Genomic DNA, 23,613 nt, shown 5'->3' with positions numbered 1-23,613 from the left:
CCGTACGGCGGAGGTGATCGCCCGTCGTCGGCTCCAGTCCTCGGGTGTAGACGTCGAAGGGGAATTGATGAAGGGCCTGCCCAGCATGCAGCCGACCGGATGGTTCCAGGTCGGTTGGAGCGCCGACATCGCCAGCGGTGATGTCATCGGTTTGCGTTATTTCGGCGTCGAACTGGTCGCCTTCCGTGATCTCGACGGGTTCGTGCACGTGCTCAACGCGCATTGCCAACACCTTGGCGCGAACCTGTCCAAGGGCGGTTGCGTCGTCGAGGACGGCATTCAATGCCCGTTCCATGGCTGGGTATGGAACGGGCACGGCCGCAATGTGCGGATCCCGTATGAGAACCGTCCGAACCGTGGCCGCAAGGTGCGGTCTTGGCCGGTGGCCGAACTCAACGATTCCATCTACATCTGGCATGACGCGTCTGGACGCGACCCGATGTGGGAGGTGCCGGACGGGCTGCGGGTACTCGGGGACCACATCCGTGATCGGGGGTACCTCCCGGTTGGGCCGGAGGCGCGCATCAAGTTCCCAGGGATCCACGTGCACCCGCAGGTCATTGCCGAGAACGCCGTCGATCCGCATCATTTCCGATTTGTCCACCACACCCCGGTGAGCCCAACGGTGTTGCGGGAGAGCAGCGACGATTCGACGTGGTCGGCAAAGGTCGGCTTCGGCCGTCGGTGGAGCGATGGGGTCGACATTCCGGGGGAGACCACCAACACCCTGGAGATCTACTGGTCCGGCCTCGGCATTGCCTTCAACGGCGAACACACCCGCGAGGGGTACCGGGTCATCGCCATCTGCGCCACGCCAGTCGACGACGAGACGTCAGATATCTTCTCCACGTACTGGATCGACGAGGCCAACGGCAACTACGACGAACGCCTGAAGGCGGCCCAGGCGGCATTGCCCGACGATATCGCGATCTGGGACAGCCAGGTCTATATGGATCCGCCGGGCCTGACCGCCTCCGAAGCCGCGGGGTTCCGCCAGCTGCGCAATTGGGCTCGCGGCTTCTATCCCGAAACTGCCACAGCTGCTGCTGATTCCACGTCGTCCGGCGTCCGCTGAAGACATTGTCGACGGCGTCGTGCTCGGGTTACCCGCCGCGCACCCGCTCCATCAGCTGCGCAGCGTCGGCGACGCTGCGCAGCAGATCGTTGAGATGCGTGCAGGTGCTGGTCCCGAATAATTCTTGACGAACGCGGAAATGTAGGTCGCGCAATGTCATTCCGGTGATGCGCTCGGCGCTGGCGACCGCGCCCGGGCATTCCTGCCACGGCAGCACCCGTGGTGTGGCGTGTGAGTCGACGATGACGCCGGTGGCGGCATCCACTGTGGCGGTGAGCGTGTACTCGTGGATGATCGTCTCCAGGTCATCTCCGTGTACATAGGTATCGCGAAACATAGCGTCGATCCCGATCCGCTCGGGTGTCTCCTCGAAGACGTCGACGCGGCGCCGGCGACGCATGCCATAGCGCGGTAATGGTGAAACCTGATGCCAGGCATAGGGATCGTCGCTGTGATCGAGATCGGGAGCCTGTGGACCGGTGACGACTACCGGATCTCCCGCCTCGAAGGAGGTCATCAGCAGCCCGCCGGCGGCGAAGCCCGCACATTGATCGGCGACGGGCAGATAGCCGGAACTCCCGACGTCCCCGAGTAGACCGGACGCCGACAACGCATGCCCGGAGATCAGCGTCGCGACCGGAACATCGTCAAGCAGCGCGTAGCGCAGGTCTCGGGTCCGGCGCAATTCCGGGGCCGCCTTGTCGGCGGTGGCGCGGAACCCGCTCATGGCCGGTGCGCCTGAGAGTCGGGCCACCGCCGCGACCGGTGGCGTCACCTCAACATGCCGTACCACACGGGCCACCAATTCGACGGTGGCCGACAAACCGGCCGAACCGATTTCGGTGACCGCGCCCGCGTCGTCGGTCCAGATATCGCGGGCCCGCCCAGCCAAGTACACCGGGTCCAGCGCGCCCGTATCGCGCGTCATGTCGATCGACGAAGTGCGACGCGCGGACCGACGACGGCGCGGCGGATTGCCTGTCGTGGGCTGGTGCACACCGTGCAGGGGGTGAAGCCCGAACTCAGGGGTGCCCAGGTCTGTCACACCGCCGAGCTTAGGCAGGCCGGAACGCGAACGTCACCAGCGACTTGCCGTCGGCGGTCTCCAACGTGGTGGTCGTTGATACCAGGCGCTGCCCGATCCGCAGGTCGGCCGGTTCCGCACCGATGATCAACGTCTCCACCAGCAGGCCCTCGGCCAGTTCGACGAAACCCACCACATAGGGTTTGAACACCTCGGGGGACCGGTTGCCCTTGTACGGGAGCGGTGGCGCGAACTGCTGGGTGGTGTAGGTGTAAAGCGTTCCCTCGGTGGACAACTCGATCGCCTCGATATCGTCCTGGATGTCCGGAGCGCCATCGAAGAGTTCCGGTCGCTCGGCCGGGAATTTCACGGCACCCGTCGACCGCCGGCGCGACGCAAACAGGACGGCGCGGTCGCCGTCGATTCGGAACAGTCCCTCGGTGATCAATGTGGTCATCTCAGCTCACCTCGATGACCATCGCCGCGCCCATGCCGCCGCCGGCGCACATGGACAACACGCCGAGACCGCCACCACGCCTGCGCAGTTCGTAGATCGCCGAGGTGACCATTCGGGCCCCGGTTGCCGCGATCGGATGGCCCAGGCTGATGCCTGACCCATAGACGTTGACGATCTCCTCGTCGAGCCCGAGCTCTCGGGCACACGCGACTGCCTGGGCGGCGAACGCCTCGTTGATCTCGAACAGTGCCACGTCTTGCAGTTTGCGGCCGGCCAGCTCCAGTGCCTTGGGGATGGCGGTGATGGGTCCGCTGCCGGTACGGTTCGGCGCCACGCCGACTGCCGACCACGACAGCACGTGCGCCAGCACCTCGCGGGAGGCATCCGGGGTGGTCAGCGCCACCGCGGCGGCGGCGTCGTTGACACCTGAGGAGTTGCCGGCGGTCACGGTGAAGCCGTCGATCTCGGGATGGAGCACCTTCAGGCCCGCAAGTGTCTCGAGTGAACTGTCGCGGCGTGGATGTTCATCCTGGCTGAAGGTGATGGTCGAGCCGTCGGCCTGCGGCACCCGGACTGGCACGATCTCGTCGAGGAAGGAGCCGGAGTCGATGGCCTTGACCGCGCGCTGGTGACTGCGTAGCGCCCACTCGTCCTGCGCTTCGCGGGTGATGCCGTACTGCACCGCGCAGTTGTGTGCGACGGTGATCGACATGTCCAGGGCCGGGGCGTCCGCGGTGGGGGGATGAGAGAACGGGAACCATGGATCCTCGTAATCCTCGGCAGCCTTGCCGGTGGTAAACGGCTTGCGCTTACGCAGCAGTGGCGTGGTGGAGCAGGATTCCATGCCACCGGCCAGGATGGCCCGGCTCATGCCTGCCGCGATCTGGCCGGCGCCGACGGCGATCGCCGAGAGGCTGGACGCGCACTGGCGGTTCACAGCGAGGCCGGGGATGTTGGTAAGGCCGAGATCGACGGCGACGTAGCGGGCGCTGTCGCCGCCGCCCTGCAGGCTCTCGGCCAGCACCAGGTCATCGAAGTCCGCGGCACCGAGACCGGACCGTTCGACGACGGTAGCGACCACCGGTTTGGCGAGCTCGATCGCCGGCGTGTTGGCCAGCGTGCCCCGGCGTGCGGTTCCGATCGGTGTGCGGGCAGCGGCCACAATCGCTGCGCGGGACGTCGTCGAGCCCATGTGTCTCCCAAGATCCTCGAATGTCCGGGTCGCTTGCCCGGAGAGCGCAGTCAGTCTATACCGTTAAATGAATATCGGTATAGCGGGTGACGTCAGAGGGAGCTGGACAATGAAGGTGATCGGGTCTGTCGACGAGGCGGTCGCGACGATCGGCGAGGAACTCGGAGTGAGCCGGTGGGTAGAGATCGACCAGACCCGTATCGACGAGTTCGCGGACGTGACGATGGACCACCAGTGGATCCATGTCGATGTCGAGAAGGCCAAGGCTGAAAGTCCCTACGGCGCCACGATTGCCCATGGCTTCCTGACGATTTCGCTGATCCCGGGCGTGAGCAAGGACAACTATCGCGTGCAGAACGCGAAATTGGGCATTAACTACGGCCTGAACAAGGTGCGCTTCCTGTCCCCGGTCAAGGTCGGTAGCCGCATCCGGGTCCGCTCCCAGCTCGCCGACGCCACCCCGGTGGGAGAGGACGCCGTGAACCTGACGGTTCGTCATACCGTCGAGATCGACGGCGTCGACAAACCGGCCGCAGTCGCCGAACTGATCGCGCGGTTCGTGTTCTGATGGCTGCGGTGCAAGCTGAAAGGGTTAAACAGTTGGCTGGTATCGATGGCGAGGAGGTGATCGCATGAGGGGCGGTCCGTTCGAGGGCAAAGCCGTCCTCACCGGGGCGGGTAAGTCGCAGGTCGGGCGCCGGTTGGGCCGCACCGGCCTGGACCTGACGTTGGAAGCCGTACTGCGGGCAATCGAGGACGCCGGGTTGAGCGTCGACGACGTTGACGGCATCGCGAGCTACCCGGGGCCAGGGGTGCCCGACGCCGGGTTCTCCGGTGCCACCGTCCAGGAAGTCCGAAATGCCCTGGGTATGCGCTCGCGCTGGTACATGTCGGCGATGGAGACTGCAGGCCAGATCGGCCCGGTGATCGAGGCTTGCATGGCGGTCAGTCTGGGGCTCGCCAACCACGTCGTGGTGTACCGGTCGGTGTGGGAGTCGACCGCGGCACAGCAGGCCGGCGGCGGGCGCGCCTCGGTCCTGTTCGGCGGGGGCGAGCTGCCCCCGCATCTGGAATGGATGGCTCCGTTCGGCGCGCTGTCGGCGGCGAACTGGCTGGCGATGCCCGCCCAGCGTTATATGCATGACTTCGGTTTGACACGTGAGCATCTCGGCCTCATCGCGATCAACGCGCGCACCAATGCTGGGCTCAACCCCGACGCGGTCTACCGCGACCCGATGACCATGGAGGACTACCTCGGCGCCCGGATGATCTCCGAGCCGCTGTGCCTCTACGACTGCGATGTTCCATGCGATGGTGCCACCGCCGTGATCGTGTCGCGCCGTGATGCCACAGCCGACCTGCCACGGCATCCGCTGACGGTGGAGTCCGTCGGGCCGGGCATGTTCGAACGCGCCACCTGGGACCAACGTTCGGATATCACCACGATGGCCGCCCACGATTCGGCTGCCACACTGTGGGAGCACACCACGTTGACTTCCGCCGACGTGGACATGGCGCAGCTGTATGACGGCTTCTCCTTCCTGACTGTGATGTGGTTGGAGGCGTTGGGTTTCTGCGATCACGGCAAGGTCGGGGAGTTCTTGAACGACGGTTCCCGCATCTCGCTGGACGGCGCGCTGCCGATCAACACCAGCGGCGGGCAGCTCTCCGGCGGCCGGTTGCACGGTATGGGCTTCCTACACGAGGCGTGTGTGCAGATGTGGGGCGAGGGCGGGCAGCGGCAGGCCCCGAAGACGCCCGAAGTGGTGGCCGTCGGCGTGGGTGGCGGCCCGGTCGCCGGGTCCATGCTGCTGAGTAGTCGGTAAGGGCCGCGGGGCTCGCGCGATGGACACGGCCGACGGCATGACGCTCGGCGACATCGTGACCGATAACGCCGTGCGTTTCCCGGACGTGGCCGCCTACCGGTGCGGCAACCGCACCGTCAGTCACGCGCAGTTGCGTAACCGGGCCGTACGGCTGGTGTCGGCGATGGCCGCGGCCGGCCTGCGGCGCCAGGATCGCGTCGCGGTGCTCAGCCGGAACAGCATCGAGTTCGGTGAGCTGAACGCTGCCACCCAACTCAGTGGAATCATCTTGGCCACCATCAACTTCCGGCTCGCGACGCCGGAGATCCGCGACGTGGTACGCCGGGTGGAACCGTCGATCGTGTTTGTCGCCGACGAGTTCGTCGCCGTGATCACTGACCTGATGTCAGGTCTGCCGTCTCGGCCACTTGTGGTGGCCTTCGGCTGCGAACCACCACCGGGGACCGTCGGTTACGAAGGCTTCCTCAGCGCTGCGCCCAGTGAGGCGCTCGAGCTCGTCGCCGAGCCCGACGATATCGCCTACCTACTGTTCACCAGTGGCACCACCGGCGCTTCGAAGTGCTGCATTCTCGGGCAACGGGAGATGCGTGCCGTCGCGCTCACGATGAACAATGAGATGTGTTGCGGCAGTGATGACCGCGGGTTGATCACCATGCCGATGTTCCACGTTGGGGCACTCGCGATCGTCGGCGGCCTGCACGCCCGCGGCGGAACCGTGGTGCTGCAGCAGCAGTTCGACGCTGCCGATGCGGTGCGACTGATTGCGGCCCAGCGGATCACGGTGTTGCATCTGGCGCCGATCATGCTCCGGGCACTGCTCGATGCCGTAGGGGAGCGCGCGGATGTGGAATCGGTGCGCACCGTGGTGTATTCGGCCGCACCGATGACGGCGACTGTGCTGAGGCGCGCGATGTCGGTGCTTCCCGGCGCGGGCTTTCTCAACCTCTACGGGCAGACCGAGGTCATTGTGTCCGGGCTGCCACGAGAACTACATACCCCCGACGCGCAAGCGCAGCTGCGTTCGGTCGGATTCCCGTTTCCCGGCACCCGGATTCGCATCGTCGACGAGGACGGACGCGATGTGCCGGCCGGGCACGCCGGCGAAATCGTCGTGCGATCCGGCTCAATGTTCCGCGGCTACTGGCAGGACAGGTCGGCAACCGAGGTGACGCTACGCGACGGGTGGTGCCACACCGGCGACGTGGGCCGCGTGGACGAACGCGGGCTGCTCTACCTGGTGGACCGCAAGAAGGACGTGATCATCAGCGGTGGGGAGAACGTCTACTCGCCGGAGGTCGAAGACGCACTGAGTGCGATCGACGGGGTGGCGGCCTGCGCAGTGGTCGGCGTGCCCGACGACCGTTGGGGCGAAGCGGTCTGCGCGGTCGTCGTGCCATCGGCTGGCGCGACCTTGACGCTCGAGGTGCTGCAGGATGGAGTGCGCCAACGGCTCGCCCGCTACAAGGTCCCGCGCCGACTGGTGCTGGCCGCCGAACTGCCGGTGCTGCCCAGCGGCAAGGTGGACAAGAAGCGCCTGCGCGCCGAACTGGCAGTCTGAGCTACAGCGAAGGCTGCCCATACACCGCGACCACCACGGAGCGAGCCAGGCTGTTCTCCGACCAGACACCGATAGCTGTGTTCGCGCAGTCCTGCATAGTGGCCCGAGACGGCGGATCCCACCACCATTGGTTGAGTATTTCGATTCCGCTGATTGCCAGCGCCGGATTGATCGCGACGGTCTCTGACACCGTGCCGACGAACCCGGTGCCGTTGGCGCGGTCTTGCGGGGTCGAGCCATCAGAGCCGATGTCTCCGTTGATGTTTGGGTTGTTGAGCACGTCGAGTGCGTGGAGGCGTGCCGCCTCCACCAGGCGACCGTCCCGTTTCGGATTGGTGACGCAGCCATTCTGCTTCTGTGCCGTGTAGATGTTGGTGAATACGCTGTCGTTCAGTCGTTTGTTGTCGGCCTGTGCGGACGGCATCGCGACCGCGGCTGCGAGCCCGGACGCCAGCGCCAGTGTCAACGTGCAACGACGGCCGATGCGGGTGGGGAACATGGTTGAGCAGACTACCGGTAAACATATAAATGAATTACGCTTTGCCTGGTTATGAGGAAACTAATCTCATCGGTCGGGCTCCCCGCGCTGTTGGCTGCCGTGATGGTGGGCACGCCGGTGGCCCATGCGGACAACGTCGGGTATCTCGTCAACGTGACGGTGCGGCCCGGATACAACTTCGCCAACGCGGACCAGGCACTGGCTTACGGGTACGGGGTGTGCGACAAGATCGCAGCGGGCAAGAGCTATGCCCAGCTGGTCGGTGATATCAAGTCCGACTTCAACACCTCGGACGAATTCCAGGCTTCGTATCTGATCTCGCAATCGGCCCAGGAGCTGTGCCCGGCCCAGATCTGGCAGTTGCGCAATTCAGCGGCGGGCTACGTCGGCGCCCCGGGCTGACCCCAGGCCGAGCGAAGCAGGGAGCGTCGCAGCAAGTTCACGATGAGGTCGCCGGCGCGCTCGTCGCTGTCGGGTTCGTCGATCGCAGTCGGTTCGGTCATCCGTCCCAATACCGCGAGAAACACCGCACCGGCCGCTTCGCGGTCGATAGCGTCCGGCAGTTCGATGGTCTGCAGCAACGTATTCACCGCCAGGTGGATCGCCCCGATACCGTGACCCACCGCAGCGTCGGAGAGCTGCTCGGCGACGGTGCCATCGAACCAGGCCCGGATGACACCGCGGTAGCCGCGGTGGAACCGGACATAGCCATGAACCCATCTTGTGAACGCGTCGGTGTCGGCGATACGAGTCAGGGCGGTGGCGGACTCCTCGATCTCGGCCACCGCCTCGCGGGTGAGTTCGGCGAGGATCTTGTCCTTGGCGCTGAAATACCGGTACAGCGTGGCGCGGCTGATATCGGTAGCGGCTGCGATGTCCTCCATGCTGACCGCGTAGTAGCCATGCTCGGCGAACAATGACGAGCTGGCCAACAGAACGTCGTGGGCTATCGGCGACAGCTCGTCGGTCACCGTGGCGGGCTCGGGCGCGGCTCGTTCGGCGACGTCAGTCGGCATGTCGGTCGCTCCGGTGATTGGGGGTGGTGCGGCCAAGGCCTCTGCCGGGGTGTCGGGGAAGAGCATGAGCTGCAAGGCAACGGCCAGCGACCACGACACCACCTCGCGGGCAGGCAGCGGGAACATCGCGCGGTGCCGGTAGAGGTGGACCATGTGCGGGATGCGCATGAGCGCCGCCGCCGCATCATCGGTGCCGAGTCCTTGCAGTTTCGCGGCGTTTAGCCGGGCAGTCACGCGCCTGCGATACTCCTCGGCGACTGGACCGGCATCAATGACCGACATCTCGGTACCGATACCGGGGTACTCCGCGAACGCGGCCGTGTGGGCGTCATAGATGTCGGCCCATCCGGTGAGCCAGCGGTGCAACGCTCCAAACCCGTGCACGGTCGGGCCAAGATCGCCCAGTCGTTCGCCATGGTCGAGTACGGCGCGCCCGGCCGCGTCACTCAGTTCACGGAAGATCTCCTCCTTGCCGGCGAAGTACTGGTAGACGGTCGCTCGGGAGGCGTTTGCCTCCTTGGCGATGGTGTCCAGGGAGGTGCTGTGGAAGCCGTTGGACAGAAAGGCGTCGGCAGCGCAGGTCAGGATCCGCTGCCGAGTGTGCAAGCCGCGTCGTCCCACGCCGACGTTGTCCGACGGGGCGTAACCGGGACGGCGTGTCTTGTCGGGGGTAGGCGCCATAGGAGAAGTATCCGGGTTGGTCCACCCGGCGGTGGCCTACGGCGGTGGTCCTGGCAGGTTGCGTTTGGCCTTGCCGGGGTAGCCGAAGAACTTCTCGAAGTTGTCGTCGTTGATGGGCTGGGCGCTGTTGCGCTTGGCTGCGGCGCGTAGCGCTCCCAGCCGGGCGCTCGCCTTCTCCACGTCTGTCGGGGACCCGGTCTGCCGGATTCCCTCGAGCTTCGCTGCGGCCGTGGCGATTTCGAGGCGCAAACGCTCACCTGCTTCTCCGAAGGTCAGCAGATCATGGTCGTCCTCGTCGATCTTCCCGCGGGAGCCGGCCTCGCCGGCTTGATCCAAGGTGTTCATGTCGTGGCTCTCAATCGGTAGACGATCGTGTCCTACGTCATATAGTCTCTGAGATGAACCGTCAGAAAACAAGACGAAATGTCAGAAAAGAAGGAGCGTGTAGTGCCGCTTCAAGATGAACACCAGATCGTGTCCGTCGACGACCACCTAGTCGAACACCCGCGGGTGTGGCAAGACCGCCTGCCGCAGCGGTTCCTCGATGCCGGGCCGCGGATTCTTGAGATGGACGGTAAGCACCTGTGGAGCTACGACGGGCAGATCTTCCCGACGATCGGCCTCAACGCGGTGGCGGGCAAGCCGCCCGAGGAGTGGGGCATGGATCCAGTGCGCTACGAGGACATGATCCCCGGTTGTTATGACCCGGTGGCCCGCATTGCCGACATGGACGTGGACGGTGTGCAGGCCGCGCTGTGCTTTCCGTCCTTCCCGGGCTTCGGCGGCGGTACCTTCTATCGCGCCCAGGACAAGGAACTCGCCCTGCTGTGTGTGAAGGCGTGGAACGATTTCCATATCGACGAGTGGTGCGCCACCGCACCGGATCGTTATGTCCCGTTGGCGATCCTGCCGGTGTGGGATATCGATGCGACCGTCGCCGAGGCTGAGCGAGTGGCGGCGAAGGGGGCGCGGACGGTGTCGTTCCCGGACAGCCCGGTGCCGCTGGGGTTGCCGTCGTTTCATTCCGATCACTGGGATCCGTTGTGGCAGGTCTGCTCTGATGCGCAAATGCCGGTATCCCTGCACTTCGGGTCGGGCTCCTACGTGCCGGGGTTCTCGTTCTCGTCGATGAAGCCTGTGCCCGGCCAGATGGTCATCCCAGACGCCCCGTTCGCCGTGGCGATCACGCTGTTCTCCACCAACCTGATGTGGACGACGGTCGACCTCTTGTTCTCCGGCAAACTGCAGAAGTTCCCGAATCTGCAGATCTCGCTGGCCGAGGGCGGTATCGGCTGGGTGCCTTACATCCTGGAGCGCTCGGACTATGTGTGGGAACGTCACCGCTATTACCAGAACATCGATTTCGACACCCGGCCGTCGGATCTCTTCAAGAAGCATTTCTGGGGTTGCTTCATCGACGATGAGCACGGGTTGAAGAACCGCCACGAGATCGGTATCGACCGGATCACGCTTGAAATCGATTTCCCGCACAGCGATTCCAACTGGCCCAATTCGCGTCAGCGGGCCGCTGAGGTGCTCGCCGATGTGCCGGACGAAGAATGCTCACTGATCGTCGAGCAGAACGCCCGGCGGATGCTCAACTTCCCACGGGTCATTGCTGGCGAACACGAATTAGCCGGTGTCTGAACGGGTTCAGAGATTCGCCGCCGACACCATGTCGGCAATGGCTGTGAACTTCACGCGGGGCCGGGACACCTCGGCCCCGCGTCGACGTTCGGCGGCGTCGATCGACCGCCAACCTGCCCATCCGATCGGTGACAATCCGCGCTCGCTGAGCAGTCGCCTGACGCCCGCGGGGTCAGCCACATCGGGGGCCAACTTGCCGGTATGAAAGTCCTCCAGCAGGGCGGCGACCGTTTCTTCCGCGCAGTTTCGGTTGGTGCCGATGACGCCACGCGGTCCGCGTTTGATCCACCCGGTCACGTAGACACCGGGGACGGGCTGACCGTGTTCATCGATGACCCGACCGCCTTCGTTGGGAACCACGCCTCTTGCTGCGTCGAAAGGCAGCGAATCGATCGCCGATCCTTGATATCCGATGGCGCGCAGTATCAGTGGCGCCGTCAGCAGTTCGCTTTCCGGTGAGCCGTTGGTTGCCACGCGTAGGCCTTCGGCCCGGTCAGAGCCGACCACTTCGGTCGGAGACGCCGCGAATCGGAAGACGATCCGCTTGTTTGCAGCGGTGCTGGGCCGGTCTGCGTACTCGCGTGCGATCTGGAGTTTGAGCACAGTCTCGACATCGTCGTCCGGGCGGGTCGCCAAGTCGGTGCTGTCGATGATGACGTCGACTCCGGGGAGGTGGCCGAGAGCGAGGAACTCGCCCGTGGAGAAGGCCGCGTCACGGGGTCCACGTCGCGCGAGGACCACCACTTCGCGAATCCTGCTGTCGGACAAGGCAGCCAAGGCATATGGTGCGATGTCGGTGGTCGCCAGATGGTCGGTGTCGAGCAGCAGCACTCTCGCGACATCCAGCGCGACGTTGCCGTTGCCGATGATTACGGCCCGCTCTCCGGACAGATCAAACACATGATGTGCGTGATCCGGATGACCGTTGTACCAGCCCACGAAGTCGACGGCAGAGTGATTGCCGGGCAGTTCGTTACCAGGTAGGTCGAGCTCCCGGCTGCGGGATGCCCCGACCGCATAGATGACGGCATGGTGATGCGCCAACAACTCGTCGTGGGTCAGGTCCGAACCGATCTCGACGTTGAGATAACACTCGAAGCGCTTGTTGGTGAAGGTGTGGTCGAAGATTCGCACGACAGACTTGGTGTGCTGGTGGTCCGGCGCGACGCCGGCGCGGATCAGGCCGAATGGCGTGGGGAGGCGTTCGAAAAGATTGACCTCGACGCCGTCGACGCCGATCAGCGCGGTGGACGCATAGCAGGCGGCAGGACCGGCGCCGACGACGGCAACCCGCAGTGCACCTGGCTTGACGCCGTGGCGTTCCAACGGTGTTTCTTGGCTGTGGATCTGCAGTGGGTGTCGTTCGAAGAATCTGGCATTGATCTCGCGAAACCGCTCCTGGTCGGGTGGAAGATCCTCGTCGTAGAAGATCGCGTCGACTGGGCATTCCTCCAGGCAGGCGCCGCAGTCGATGCACGCGTCAGGATCGATGTACAGCATCTCGGTCCCGGTGAATTCGCCTGGACTGCCGGCGGGACGGATGCAGCTCACCGGGCAGACCGGGACGCAACTGCCGTCTTTGCAGCAGTTCTGCGTGATTACGTAGGCCACGGTCGATCCCTCGTTCGTTGCGTGGGTTTACAGGGTTCCGCGGGAGACCAGTTGCGCGGCGATGACGTTGCGCTGGATCTCGTTCGTGCCTTCGCCGACGATCATCAGTGGGGCGTCGCGGAAGTAGCGCTCGACGTCGTATTCGGTCGAATACCCGTAACCGCCGTGGATGCGGACCGCGTCCAGGGCGATCTGCATGGCAGCCTCTGAGGCGAACAGTTTGGCCATCCCGGCTTCCATATCGCAGCGTTCACCGCTGTCGTAGCGCTCCGCGGCATGCCGAGTGAGCTGTCTGGCCGCGGTGAGTTTGGTTGCCATGTCGGCCAGATAGTTGCCCACCGCCTGGTGTTTCCAGATCGGCTGACCAAAGCTTTCGCGTTCCTGCGCGTATTTGAGAGCGTCTTCGAGTGCCGCGGTCGCCACGCCGAGTGCGCGCGATGCCACTTGAATTCGTCCTGTCTCAAGGCCTTTCATCATCTGGGCGAATCCCTTGCCGGGCTCGCCGCCGAGTATTGCGGACTGCGGCACCCGGCAATCGTCGAACGAGAGCTCGCAACTCTCCACGCCCTTGTACCCGAGCTTAGGCAGATCCCGCGACACGGTCAGGCCGGGCCGGTGCTCGACCAACACCACCGAGATGCCGCGATGGCGCGGCGAAGCCTGTGGATCCGTTTTACACAGCAGGGCAATCAGATTGGATCGGCGGGCATTGCTGATCCAGGTCTTTGTGCCGTTGATGACGAGCTCGTCGCCATCGGCGCGCGCCGTGGTCGTCATCGCCTGCAGATCCGAACCGCCACCAGGCTCGGTGAGTGCCATCGTTGCCCGGTTCTCACCGGTTGCCATGTCCGGTAGATACTTTCGACGCTGTTCCTCGGTACCGAATAGCGAGATCAGCTTGGCGACCACGGTGTGCCCACCCATCGCACCGGCCAAACTCATCCAGCCTCTGGCAAGCTCCTGCGTCACCTGCACGTAGCAGGGCATCGACACGGGTGATCCGCCGTACTCCTCGGGCACGGCCAGGCCGAAGATTCCGATGCGCTTCATTTGTTCGATCCACGCATGTGGGTATTCGTTCGCGTGTTCGACCTCGCGCACCGAGGGTTTCACGTCACGGTCGATGAACGTCCGCACCGTCTCGACCAGCATGGTCTCTTCGTTGTTGAGCTCGGACGTCATTCGTGGACCTCTCTACCGGTGGACGACGCCTCATTACTATCGGATATAGCTGTCAGAATCAAGTGGGATACAGGCCTGATCATCCGCTCGAATGTTAGGGTTTGTGCACGGTAAAGACATGCTACCGGGGTTCCTCTTATGTGACAACGATGTCAGATTGTGGCAATCGCTGGATGGGCATTCCTGCGGGTTGTCGGCTTGGGCCCCACTTCCAAGCGCGACCGGTGATGCCATCCGGTAAAACTAAATAGTTAATCCTTTAGTGTTATGGATTGGAGTCTCGGCACCGCCGCAATCGTTGGCGGTCGAGTGGAGGAGGTCGCGTGCAGGTTCATCTCGACCGGTCGAAATGTGTAGGCCACGCGCAGTGTTACGCCGTCGATCCGGATCTCTTCCCGATCGATGACTCGGGCTACTCGGCACTTGAGCCGACCGAAGTCGGGCCTGGGGATCAGCAGCGCGTCCGCGATGGAGTTGCCGCATGCCCTGAATTGGCTCTGGTGCTCGAAGAGGAGTGACGCGACCTGCTCAGGGTTGACAGGCGCCGACTGCTCGCCATTCTGGCGGACTTCGGCGCCGGACAGACGAACGGTTCTCAACAAATCGACAAGGAGAAATCATGACTGACGCCGCCATCGTGGAGCGCAAGGGCAACGTCGCACTCATCACGATCAACCGGCCGGACGCCCGCAACGCGGTCAACGGTGCGGTGAGCACGGCGGTCGGCGACGCGCTGGAGGCGGCGCAACAGGATCCCGATGTGTGGGCGGTGGTGCTCACCGGCGCCGGAGACAAATCGTTCTGCGCCGGTGCGGACCTCAAGGCGATCTCGCGTGGCGAGAACCTGTTCCACGACACGCACCCGGAGTGGGGTTTCGCCGGTTATGTTCACCACTTCATCGACAAGCCCACCATCGCCGCGGTCAACGGCACCGCCCTGGGCGGCGGATCGGAGTTGGCGCTGGCCAGCGATCTGGTGGTCGCCGGTGAGACGGCCAGTTTCGGGCTGCCCGAGGTCAAACGCGGCCTGATCGCCGGCGCGGGTGGCGTATTCCGGATCGTCGAACAACTGCCGCGCAAGGTGGCGCTCGAACTCGTGTTCACCGGCGAACCGATCACCGCTGATGAGGCGTTGCGATGGGGGCTGATCAACCAGGTAGTGCCAGACGGCACCGTGGTGGAAGCGGCACTGGCGCTCGCCGAGCGGATCACGGTGAACGCGCCGTTGTCGGTACAGGCCAGCAAGCGGCTCGCGTACGGCGCCGACGACGGTGTCATCGCCTCTGAGGAACCCAAGTGGGACCGCACTTCGCGTGAGTTCGCGTTGCTCCTGAAATCCGAAGACGCACAGGAAGGCCCGTTGGCCTTCGCGCAGAAGCGTCAACCCATATGGAAGGCGCGCTAATCGGACGCGGATAGACACGGTGAATCTCGAGGGTGCGATCCCCATTGCCGACTTTCTCGGGCTGCGTGCTGCAGACGAGCATCCCGACGGCGCTTGGGTGGGTGAGATGTACGCCGGGCCCCAGACTCTCAACCTTGCCGATTCGGTTCATGGTGGCGCGACCGCGACGATGATCGATTGGGTGGCGGGCTGGGGCGCATTACATCTCACCGGATGTGCGGGATCGACTACAGACGTATTCGTCCGCTACCTTGCGCCGGCCCGCGAGGGTTCGACGCTGCGCGCGACCACCACGGTCGACCGCGTCGGTGCGACGACGATTGCCCTCTCGGTAAGGGTGTCCGATGACACCGGGCGGCTGATCGCGGTCGGCAACATCGGGTACACCATCACCTATCGAACGCAGTGAATTGCCTCGGCGAGTTTGTGCGGCCCGCATCGACGGCCGATTCGCGCCGGAGCAGACCGCCAAGGGGTACGCCGACGTGGTCGCCCGCGCTGCTTGCACGCAACATGCAGCGTGGGTCCTAACGCGTTCGAGGAGCCAAGCAAGCGGGCAGGAACGCGCGGAGGAGCCCTGCGTCGCCGCCGTCCTCGGGCCGACCGGGTTCGGCAACGAGGCTGAACGCGATACGGGTCACCCAGTGCGCCATGGTGTCAGCGGCGAGATCGTCGCGGACTTCGCCGGCGGCCTGGGCCACTTCCAGGCGTTGTCCCAGCACCTGCGCGAGGTGCTGACTCCAGGCTTCGGAAGCCTCTGCTGCGTGGAAGGTCCGGCCCAGGTCGTCGGTGCCAATCAGCAGCGCCATGGTCGGTGAGCTGCGCGCTGCCTTCAACCCGACCGCTGTCGCATTGACGAGGCGGTCGAGGAACGGTTCGTCGGTATTCCACAGCGGTCCGGTGGCGTCGATTACGGCACTGGTCGCGCGCACGAATGACGCGGCCAGCAGCGCGTCCTTGGTGGGGAAGTAGTCGTACAGGGTGCGTCGATGCACGCCGGCCTTGTTGGCTATGTCGCTCATCCGGGTACGGGCCGGACCGCGCTCTAGGTAGCACGCTTCGGCTGCGGCCAACAATCGCTCCCGGGCCTGCTCTTCGCCGACAGGCGCATCCGCTCCCCACGGGGCGGCTCGCCCCGAACTCGCTCGCCCCGACACGCTCGTCATTCTTGCCACCCCGATCCCACAGAACGTCTTGACTTCACGCCACAGTCGACCTTAGCGTGTGGTGCGAACCACAAAAATGGGAAAATGTGGTTCAAGAGGCAGGGCGTGCGAGTTGATCGACGCGTTCCATGTCTCGCAACGTTGGTAACTAGGCGCAGAAGATGGATTGGCTATTCGAAGCGCCGTGACATGCTCAGCCCTGGCCCGAGGATGGATGTGGGTAGATGCAGAAACCGATGACAGGGGTGCGTGTCCTGGAAGTCGCACAGTTCACCTTCGTGCCCTCGGCGGGCGCGGTGCTCGCCGATTGGGGCGCCGATGTCATCAAGATCGAGAATCCGGTAACCGGTGACGGCCAAAGGGGATTGGTGACCGTCGGCGGCCGCTCGGCCACCGCACCGGGGGTTGCGTTCGCGCCGATGATGGAGGCGCCGAACCGCGGCAAGCGTAGCGTCGGGCTGTCCCTGGCGCTCAACCACTCGCGCCCGGTGTTCGAGGAACTCGTTCGGCGCAGTGATGTCTTCCTGACCAACTACCTACCGCAGGCGCGGGCCAAGCTCCGGATCGACCTTGATGCGATCCGGCGGATCAATCCGTCGATCATCTATGTGGCGGGCAGTGGATTCGGCAGCGAAGGGCCGGACCGGGACTCCGGCGCACACGATGTAACGGCATTCTGGGCGCGCTCGGGCAGCGCCGACGAGGTGACGCACACCGACTCCGAGAGGTCGGCTGGTATGCCTGCCGCTGGGTACGGCGACAACATGGGCGGCATCACCATCGCGGGCGCGGTCGCTGCGGCGTTGTACGGCAGGCAGACCACCGGCCAGACCTCGGTCATCGACGTTTCCCTGCTGGCGGTGGGTGCATGGGCCAACCAATTCAATCTGAACCTGGCGATGCTGTACGACTGCCCGTTACCGAAAATCGATCACCGCGGCCAAGCCCCGGGTAACCCACTCACAGGGGCGTACCGGTGTTCTGATGGCCGGTTCATCCAATTGTCGATGCTGCAGCCGACTCGCTATTGGTCTCCCGTCTGCCGAGTGTTCGGTCTGGAGGAAGCCGCCGATGACGAGAGGTTCGCCTCGCTTGAATCCCTGGCGGCACACGCCGAGGAGGCCACCGAGCTGATCGCGTATGCGATCGGTTCGCGGACCCTTGAGCAGTGCAGGCACCTGCTCAACCAGTCCGGTGGGCAGTGGGCGCCCGTGCAGGACGCCTGGGAGACTGCCAATGACGAATCGCTGATCGCCAACGGGCGTATCGCCGATGTCATTGATGCACAAGGTAATAAGCAACGGCTGGTGGCCAATCCGGTGAAGTTCGACGAGGCGACGGTGCATCTCACCCGGGCGCCGATGTTTGCCGAACACACCGACGAGGTATTGCGGGAACTCGGCATCTGCGATCACGAGTTGGTTGAGCTGAAGATGGAAGGGGCCATCACCTGAGCCCCGTCGGGCTCGCTCAGCTCGGTACCAACGACCGCGGTGGCGTGAATCCGGGGTTCACCAACGCGGTTGCCATACCGCTGCCGATAGGCCCCAACGCGTCGAAGAGGGTGGCGACGCCGGTGCCGACCCCGGCATGGCCGTAGTGCGTGACTGACGCCAAACCGATGTAGGGACCTTCTGGCAACCGGCTGAGCGTGACGGTGTAGTCGGCGTTGATGAATTGCAGTCCGTCTGTGCCCCAATGGGTTATCGAGCTGGTCACGTCCCCGGCCATCGCGGCGCGCGTGAAAGGGGAGAGCGGCTCGTCGTCGACGAGCGACTTCGTCTCCCGCACCCACGCGAACTTCTGCCCACCGTGTCGCCATTCGTCGACCCCGACACCCGGACTGCCCGCGACTGGATCGCGGCCGTATGAATGGAACAGCATGAGGTGGTCGTCGTTCACCGCGTCGAGTCCAGCGGGGATCGCCGGCATCGTCATCGGCATTGTCCACACCTTGTCTGTGGTGTGCTCGCTGCGGCGGAGGAACAACGCGCTGGCCCGCGCCACCATGATGTCGTTCTGCGTCATCGTCGCGTCCACCAGCCGAAGCCGGCGGCCTTCGCGCACCACCGACGAATGCACCTGCAGCGGTGACAGAGCCACCGGTCTGAGCAGGTCGACCGTCAGCCGGGCGGGCTGCAGATCACTATCGGCATCGTTGACTTCCTGCTCGACAGCCCGCCCGAGCAATCCACCCACATAGTGACCGCTGAGCGACGGACCCCACGGCCCTCTCGCCAAAGGGGTTGGCACATAACCATTGCCATCGGTGACGAAGAAACAGGACGGCTTCGCCGATGAGTTTGTCACGCTTCTCCTCGCAGCCGGCACCGCTCGATCAGAATGCCTGCCAACACTTCTGGATGACTGATCATGACCTCGTGACAGGCATCGATGGGGATCACGTGCTGTACCCCGCCGAGTGCCGTGATGCTGGCCTGCTGGGACTTCTGTGACAGCGCCCGGTCCCGGGTGGTCAGAATCCAGGTTCGCGGGACATCGTCGGGGAGTCCGCTGCGGTCGACCGGTTCGGCAGGAATGCGGGCGGACTCGGCGTAGAGGCGCGTCAGCGTGAACTGGCGTTGTGCGCGTGTCATGCCGTTGCAGAAGGCATATTGCGCCGCGAGCTGTGGAATCTTCACCGGGTTGCCTCCTTTCGCGGCGCGGCGCGCAAAGAACGCCAACGGGCCGCCAAGAGTGTCCACGATCGCCTGGCCTTGCCCGGGCACAAACGCGGTCGCCAGGATCATCTCCCGTACCCGCGGCGTGCCAAGCTTGGCCACCACACCGGGTACCGTGACGCCGGCCATCGAGTGGCCGACGATCACGATGGCGCCCAGGTCTGCGTCGTCGATATCGGCGACCACCGAATCCACCCATTCGTCGATGGTCGCGGTGGCGAGATCACCCGGCTTGGCGCCGCGGCCGGGGAGATCGACCGCCAGGGTGCGCAAATCCGGTGCCTGACGGTGTAATTCGGCAATAGTGAGATCCCAGCAGTCGGCGGCATGCTCGCCGCCATGGACTAGGACGAGATCGGGAAGCGCCATGCGTAGCAGCCCCTCAGCGGTTGATCAGTCGGGATGCCAGTACGTCGATATCGGTGCGGAAGTCGCTGAAGCTCCTACTGGCGGGCTCGATGGTGATCCACGTGACGCCCGCCGCTGCGTAGTCGTCCAGCCTGGGCTGCACTGCAGTGGTGTAAGCCGTACAGTCGCCGCTGGCGAGCAGATCCGACTCGAACGGGACGAACGACACGTCGGCGGGGCCGCGGTCGAGTTCGCCGCGGCGCTTGTTAACTGCAGCAACCCATTCGCCGAGCGTCCCAATGTCTTCCAGCGGGCGCGACCGGGTGATGGTGGCCAGTTCACCCGATGCGGCCATCGGCATCCAACCGTCGGCCACCTCGATGACGCGGCGCTGTGCGGCGTCGCTGTTGCCGCCGATCCATACCGGCGGACCGCCAGGGGTCAGAGGGGGCGGCAGCGCGACGTGACCGCTCGCGCCGAACGCGGGTCCGTCATGGTCGATGCCCGCCCATGCCGCGCGCCACGCGGAGATCGCCTCGTCGAGCAGTGCACCACGATGGCCGAAATCGGCTCCCAGTGCCTCGAATTCGGCCCTCAGGTAACCGGCTCCGGTGCCCAGAGTGAAACGGCCGCCGGACAGCAGGTCCAAGCTTGCGGCTCCCTTGGCCGTCAAAAACGGGCTGCGGTAACCCGACACCAGGATGTAGGTCATCACCCGGATGCGGGTGGTCGCGGCAGCGGCAAAACTCAACGATACGAACGGGTCGAACGCGTGGTGGCCACCACTGGCCAACCATTTCTTGTCAGGGTAGGGGTGCTCCGACATCGCGAACCCGTCGAAGCCGGCCTCTTCGACCAGTCGCGCGATATCGCCGATGGCGGCGCCCTCGGACCACTGATTCCAGTGCTTGACCGCCCGCATTGGGAACATCAGGTTGTAGCGCACGTGACCCCTCTCGCCGACAATGAGCGAACTATATAACTATTTCAACAGTGATCTGGCAATAACCTCGCGCTGTACCTCGGTAGCACCCTCACCGAGTCGCTTGACCCGCAGGTCACGGAACCACCGTTCCAGTGGCAGCTCCGCGGAAATGCCCAGCGCGCCATGAAGTTGGATGCACCGATCCAGGACCTTGTAAGCCACTTCGGTGCCGTACATCTTGGCCACCGATGCGTCCACCCGGACATTGCGGCCCAGATCGGCATTCCACGCGGCTTGGTACATCAACAGTCGAGCAGCCCGCAGTTCCACTTCGCTGTCCACGAGCATCCACTGCACACCCTGTTTGTCGGCCAGCCTTCCGCCGAACACGTCACGGTCCTTGGCCCATTGGCAGGCCAGGTCCAGCGCACTCTGCGCGATACCGATCGGCCCCGCCGCATAGATGATCCGGCCGTGGATGAGGAAGTCGCTGGCCAGCGAGAAACCTTGTCCCTCTGCGCCGATCAGCTGCGCCGCCGGTAATCGCACGTTGTCGAAGTGCACTTCATAAGGGGCGAAGGAGGCCATCACCGGGATGCGGCTGAACGTGACGCCGGGGGTGTCCTTCTCCAGGATGAACGCCGAGATGCCCTGGCGGCCTTCCCCCGTACGTGCGTATACGACTCCCCAGTCGGCGCCGGGAGCGTGCGAGATCCACATCTTGGAGCCGTTGAGCACATACCCGTCAGCGCTTCTGACAGCCTTGAGCTTGATTGCCCGCGCCGGATCGGATCCGCCTGACGCCTCGGTGATCGCGGTGTATGCCTTGGACATGGTGCCGTCGATAATCGGCCGGGCGTACTTCTCGAACTGCTCGGCCGTGGCCTTGAACATAATGTTCGGTGGGTTACCGCCAAAGGCGCCGAGCGCAGGGAAGAACGCTCCCATCCGGCATTTCGCGGCCTCCTCGGCGACCACCACCTGACCCAGCACACTCAGCCCGGCGCCGCCGTACTCCTCGGGTGTCTGCAATGCCCACAGTCCGAGATCCCGGGCTTTAGCCTGCAAATCGACCAGCTGCTCACGAGGCAGCCCGACGCTGTCGTGGTCGAGTTTCTCCTCGAGCGGATGTACGTGCGCATCCATGAAACGCCGCACGGTATCGCGCAGCATCACAAGTTCTTCCGGCAGCTCCCAAGCGCCGGTCTGCTGGTCGGTCACGCCGATTGTGCGGCGGCCCGCAGGTCACGCGCGCTCTGCAGTTGTGGCTCGTGATTGGCCTCGTACTGCTCGATCCACTCGTGTGGCAGCTTGCCCCACGCCTCGCCGATACGCAGCCGCTGTGCGGAGCTGAACACCTCGGCGGCCACCACGTCACCGACGAAGATGGTGTTCTCGTCGTTGTCCAGTGAGCCGGTGATCCGGCACTCGACGTAGCTGTGTGAGTCCAGGAGGATCGGTGCCCCGGTGACACCGGTTTTGGTGCGCAGTTTGGCGATCTTGTCGCCGTCGCGGCCCGAGCTGCCGCCCAGTGTCATCAGGATATCCATCGACGCTTCGATCTCGTCGGGCCCGGCGGACAGCATGTGCATCACGAAAATGCCCGAGTTGACCAGCATGTCGTGGGTCCGGTTGTACTTGGTGAGGCTGACGGTGGCGCGCGGCAACTCCGGCACGATGCTGGCCGAGCCTGCCGACAGCGACATCAGGCCGTTCGCGAAGCCGTTGTCGATGGTGGTGATGGCCACCGGGAAGGGGCGTAAGCCGGCCAGTACCTTGTCGGCGGCCGTGAGGTCGAGTGTCATGTGTATCTCCTTTGTTGAGTCGCTACCCGAGAGTGAACGGGTCGCGGGTTTCCCCGGACAGTTCCACCCACACCGCTTTGGTCTCGGTAAAGTCCTTGACGGCGTCGATACCGTTCTCCCGGCCGATACCGCTGTGGCCGATGCCGCCGAACGGAACATGGGGGGCGACAACGCGATAGGCGTTCACCCAGACTGTGCCGGCCCGAAGCTTCGCGGCGACGCGGTGGGCCAGGTGGACATCCTTGGTCCACACTGACGCGGCCAGCCCGAACTCGGTGGAGTTGGCGGCGGCGATGGCCTCGTCCTCGTCGGAGAACGTCATCACCGCCAGCACGGGCCCGAAGATCTCCTCGGCGACGGCCCGCATCGACGGGTCGACATCAGTCAGGACCGTCGGCTTGACGAAGAAGCCACCCAGATCGGCGGCCGGCTCGCCGCCGTAGGCGATCGTGGCTCCCTGCTCACGGGCAGAGGCGAAGTGCGACAACACTTTCTCGTACTGCGGCTGATTCGACACCGGACCCATCTCAGTCGCGGGATCTTTCGGGTCGCCGAGTTTGATGGTGGCTGCGCGGGCGACGATGCGCTGCACCAGTGCGTCGGCGACGCTTTCGTGGACCAGCAATCGCGACCCGGCCAGGCAGGTCTGGCCGGTGGCGGCGAACACGCCGGCGATGATGCCGTTGGCTGCCGCGTCGAGGTCGGCATCTCCGAACACCACCTGTGCGGACTTGCCGCCGAGCTCCAGGGTGAACCGGGTCATGTTCTCGATCGCGGCTTTGCCGACCCGGATCCCGGTGTCGGTCGACCCGGTGAACGCGATCTTGTCCACGCCGGGATGCGAAGCCAACGCGGCACCGGTCTGTGGGCCCCAGCCGGTGACCACATTGATCACGCCCGGCGGAAAACCGGCCTCGGCGAACAACTTTGCGAACGCGAGCGTCGAGGCGGGGGTGTGGTCGCTCGGCTTCACCACGAATGTGCAGCCTGCGGCCAGACCGGCCGCCAGCTTCCAGGTCAGCAGCAGCAGTGGAGAATTCCACGGGGTGATCGCCCCGACCACGCCGACCGGCTCGTACCGGGTGTACACGAGATAGTTGGGTTTGTCGGTCGGTACGACGTCGCCCTGTAGCTTGTCGGCCAGCCCGGCGTAGTAGAAGTAATACTCCGGCAGCGCGCGCATCTGCCCGACCATCTCGCGGGTCAGCTTGCCGCCGTCGCGCACCTCTAACTCGGCCAACTGCTCGGCGTCACGCGCGATGAGCTCGCCCAGGCGCCACAGCAGCTTGCCGCGGGCGGTCGCGGTGAGTGCACCCCACGGCCCGTCCAGCGCGGCACGGGCCGCGGCCACCGCGCGGTCGATATCGGTGGCATCGCCGTCGGGGACCCGGGCCCAGGGCCGACCGGTGAACGGGTCCACGCTGTCGTAAGTGGCGCCGGATGCGGCGACCGTGGACTCGCCACCGATAACAAGGTCAAACTTGACCAAATGCTGGCTGCTGATGTCAGTCATGC

25 protein-coding genes are annotated in these 23,613 nt (G+C 64.7%); 10 read left to right on the top strand and 15 right to left on the bottom strand.

All coding sequences use genetic code 11. The features are described 5' to 3' along the window. Positions 1–67: 67 nt before the first annotated feature. On the top strand, positions 68–1,075 hold the full coding sequence (locus G6N57_RS29410) for an aromatic ring-hydroxylating oxygenase subunit alpha (protein ID WP_061263224.1): 1,008 nt from the start codon (positions 68–70) through the stop codon (positions 1,073–1,075). A gap of 28 nt (positions 1,076–1,103) precedes the next feature. Here G6N57_RS29410 and G6N57_RS29405 read toward each other — a convergent pair whose 3' ends face one another. The 3 genes from G6N57_RS29405 to G6N57_RS29395 are packed head-to-tail and all read right to left on the bottom strand — an operon-like array spanning position 1,104 to position 3,748. Then, positions 1,104–2,120, bottom strand: a complete 1,017-nt coding sequence (locus G6N57_RS29405; RefSeq protein ID WP_077743312.1) for a DUF2889 domain-containing protein — start codon at positions 2,118–2,120, stop codon at positions 1,104–1,106. A 10-nt stretch (positions 2,121–2,130) separates the two neighbouring features. Beyond that, the gene (locus tag G6N57_RS29400) at positions 2,131–2,556 is read right to left on the bottom strand and encodes a Zn-ribbon domain-containing OB-fold protein (RefSeq protein ID WP_061263226.1); all 426 of its coding nucleotides are present in this window, start codon (positions 2,554–2,556) and stop codon (positions 2,131–2,133) included. A 1-nt stretch (position 2,557) separates the two neighbouring features. Beyond that, positions 2,558–3,748, bottom strand: coding sequence for a thiolase family protein (locus G6N57_RS29395; protein WP_061263227.1), 1,191 nt, complete (start codon positions 3,746–3,748; stop codon positions 2,558–2,560). A 109-nt stretch (positions 3,749–3,857) separates the two neighbouring features. Between G6N57_RS29395 and G6N57_RS29390 the strand changes: the two genes are divergently transcribed. From G6N57_RS29390 to G6N57_RS29380, 3 genes are all read left to right on the top strand, one after another. Beyond that, positions 3,858–4,316 carry a MaoC family dehydratase gene (locus G6N57_RS29390; protein WP_061263228.1) on the top strand — a complete coding sequence of 153 codons (459 nt, stop codon included), beginning with the start codon at positions 3,858–3,860 and terminating at the stop codon, positions 4,314–4,316. Between the two features lie 64 nt (positions 4,317–4,380). Beyond that, positions 4,381–5,574, top strand: coding sequence for a thiolase family protein (locus G6N57_RS29385; RefSeq protein WP_061263229.1), 1,194 nt, complete (start codon positions 4,381–4,383; stop codon positions 5,572–5,574). Positions 5,575–5,593: 19 nt separating this feature from the next. Next, a complete protein-coding gene (locus G6N57_RS29380; protein ID WP_061263230.1) occupies positions 5,594–7,132 on the top strand; it encodes a class I adenylate-forming enzyme family protein in 1,539 nt (512 codons plus the stop codon). Position 7,133: 1 nt separating this feature from the next. On the opposite strand, the gene G6N57_RS29375 is transcribed toward G6N57_RS29380, so the two are convergent. Further along, on the bottom strand, positions 7,134–7,631 hold the full coding sequence (locus tag G6N57_RS29375) for a CAP domain-containing protein (protein ID WP_061263231.1): 498 nt from the start codon (positions 7,629–7,631) through the stop codon (positions 7,134–7,136). Positions 7,632–7,682: 51 nt separating this feature from the next. Here G6N57_RS29375 and G6N57_RS29370 point away from each other — a divergent pair, with 51 nt between their 5' ends. Then, positions 7,683–8,033: a DUF732 domain-containing protein gene (locus G6N57_RS29370; protein ID WP_061263232.1), complete on the top strand. Its 351-nt coding sequence runs from the start codon at positions 7,683–7,685 to the stop codon at positions 8,031–8,033. Here G6N57_RS29370 and G6N57_RS29365 read toward each other — a convergent pair. Both G6N57_RS29365 and G6N57_RS29360 read right to left on the bottom strand, forming a co-directional pair. Continuing rightward, complete coding sequence (locus G6N57_RS29365) at positions 8,012–9,328, bottom strand: TetR/AcrR family transcriptional regulator (RefSeq protein ID WP_061263233.1); 1,317 nt, start codon at positions 9,326–9,328, stop codon at positions 8,012–8,014. The genes G6N57_RS29370 and G6N57_RS29365 overlap by 22 nt on opposite strands. A 36-nt stretch (positions 9,329–9,364) precedes the next feature. Continuing rightward, the gene (locus tag G6N57_RS29360; RefSeq protein ID WP_061263234.1) at positions 9,365–9,673 is read right to left on the bottom strand and encodes a hypothetical protein; all 309 of its coding nucleotides are present in this window, start codon (positions 9,671–9,673) and stop codon (positions 9,365–9,367) included. Positions 9,674–9,775: 102 nt separating this feature from the next. Here G6N57_RS29360 and G6N57_RS29355 point away from each other — a divergent pair, with 102 nt between their 5' ends. After that, positions 9,776–10,975, top strand: a complete 1,200-nt coding sequence (locus tag G6N57_RS29355; protein ID WP_061263339.1) for an amidohydrolase family protein — start codon at positions 9,776–9,778, stop codon at positions 10,973–10,975. Positions 10,976–10,981: 6 nt separating this feature from the next. Here the strand turns inward: G6N57_RS29355 and G6N57_RS29350 are convergent, their stop codons facing one another. After that, positions 10,982–12,586, bottom strand: a complete 1,605-nt coding sequence (locus G6N57_RS29350) for an FAD-dependent oxidoreductase (RefSeq protein WP_061263235.1) — start codon at positions 12,584–12,586, stop codon at positions 10,982–10,984. Between the two features lie 27 nt (positions 12,587–12,613). Then, the gene (locus G6N57_RS29345; RefSeq protein ID WP_061263236.1) at positions 12,614–13,768 is read right to left on the bottom strand and encodes an acyl-CoA dehydrogenase family protein; all 1,155 of its coding nucleotides are present in this window, start codon (positions 13,766–13,768) and stop codon (positions 12,614–12,616) included. 323 nt (positions 13,769–14,091) lie between these two features. Here G6N57_RS29345 and G6N57_RS29340 point away from each other — a divergent pair, with 323 nt between their 5' ends. The 3 genes from G6N57_RS29340 to G6N57_RS29330 all read left to right on the top strand — a co-directional run bounded on the left by G6N57_RS29340 (position 14,092) and on the right by G6N57_RS29330 (position 15,582). After that, positions 14,092–14,286: a ferredoxin FdxE gene (locus G6N57_RS29340; RefSeq protein WP_072278936.1), complete on the top strand. Its 195-nt coding sequence runs from the start codon at positions 14,092–14,094 to the stop codon at positions 14,284–14,286. A 101-nt stretch (positions 14,287–14,387) separates the two neighbouring features. After that, complete coding sequence (locus G6N57_RS29335) at positions 14,388–15,173, top strand: enoyl-CoA hydratase-related protein (protein ID WP_061263238.1); 786 nt, start codon at positions 14,388–14,390, stop codon at positions 15,171–15,173. Positions 15,174–15,192: 19 nt separating this feature from the next. Beyond that, positions 15,193–15,582, top strand: coding sequence for a PaaI family thioesterase (locus G6N57_RS29330; RefSeq protein WP_061263239.1), 390 nt, complete (start codon positions 15,193–15,195; stop codon positions 15,580–15,582). 118 nt (positions 15,583–15,700) lie between these two features. On the opposite strand, the gene G6N57_RS29325 is transcribed toward G6N57_RS29330, so the two are convergent. Further along, on the bottom strand, positions 15,701–16,339 hold the full coding sequence (locus G6N57_RS29325) for a TetR/AcrR family transcriptional regulator (protein WP_061263240.1): 639 nt from the start codon (positions 16,337–16,339) through the stop codon (positions 15,701–15,703). 224 nt (positions 16,340–16,563) lie between these two features. On the opposite strand from G6N57_RS29325, the gene G6N57_RS29320 reads away from it, so the two are divergent. Next, on the top strand, positions 16,564–17,793 hold the full coding sequence (locus G6N57_RS29320) for a CaiB/BaiF CoA transferase family protein (protein WP_077743314.1): 1,230 nt from the start codon (positions 16,564–16,566) through the stop codon (positions 17,791–17,793). 16 nt (positions 17,794–17,809) lie between these two features. Here the strand turns inward: G6N57_RS29320 and G6N57_RS29315 are convergent, their stop codons facing one another. Genes G6N57_RS29315 through G6N57_RS29290 form a run of 6 tightly spaced genes read right to left on the bottom strand, consistent with a single transcriptional unit; the run spans position 17,810 to position 23,611 of the window. Continuing rightward, on the bottom strand, positions 17,810–18,649 hold the full coding sequence (locus tag G6N57_RS29315; RefSeq protein ID WP_061263242.1) for a thioesterase family protein: 840 nt from the start codon (positions 18,647–18,649) through the stop codon (positions 17,810–17,812). Beyond that, on the bottom strand, positions 18,646–19,389 hold the full coding sequence (locus G6N57_RS29310; protein ID WP_061263243.1) for an alpha/beta fold hydrolase: 744 nt from the start codon (positions 19,387–19,389) through the stop codon (positions 18,646–18,648). Before G6N57_RS29310 ends, G6N57_RS29315 begins: the two co-directional genes overlap by 4 nt. Positions 19,390–19,402: 13 nt before the next feature. Next, positions 19,403–20,299, bottom strand: a complete 897-nt coding sequence (locus G6N57_RS29305; protein WP_174814598.1) for a TIGR03619 family F420-dependent LLM class oxidoreductase — start codon at positions 20,297–20,299, stop codon at positions 19,403–19,405. A 51-nt stretch (positions 20,300–20,350) separates the two neighbouring features. Further along, positions 20,351–21,466 carry an acyl-CoA dehydrogenase family protein gene (locus tag G6N57_RS29300; protein ID WP_061263340.1) on the bottom strand — a complete coding sequence of 372 codons (1,116 nt, stop codon included), beginning with the start codon at positions 21,464–21,466 and terminating at the stop codon, positions 20,351–20,353. A 44-nt stretch (positions 21,467–21,510) separates the two neighbouring features. Then, positions 21,511–22,098 carry a flavin reductase family protein gene (locus tag G6N57_RS29295; protein WP_061263245.1) on the bottom strand — a complete coding sequence of 196 codons (588 nt, stop codon included), beginning with the start codon at positions 22,096–22,098 and terminating at the stop codon, positions 21,511–21,513. Between the two features lie 22 nt (positions 22,099–22,120). Beyond that, entirely contained in the window at positions 22,121–23,611 is a 1,491-nt protein-coding gene (locus tag G6N57_RS29290) for an aldehyde dehydrogenase (protein ID WP_061263246.1), read from the bottom strand. Positions 23,612–23,613: the final 2 nt, after the last annotated feature.

It is taken from the genome of Mycolicibacterium boenickei, assembly GCF_010731295.1.
Lineage (GTDB): Bacteria > Actinomycetota > Actinomycetes > Mycobacteriales > Mycobacteriaceae > Mycobacterium > Mycobacterium boenickei.
This window is presented reverse-complemented; position numbering and strand designations above follow the sequence as displayed.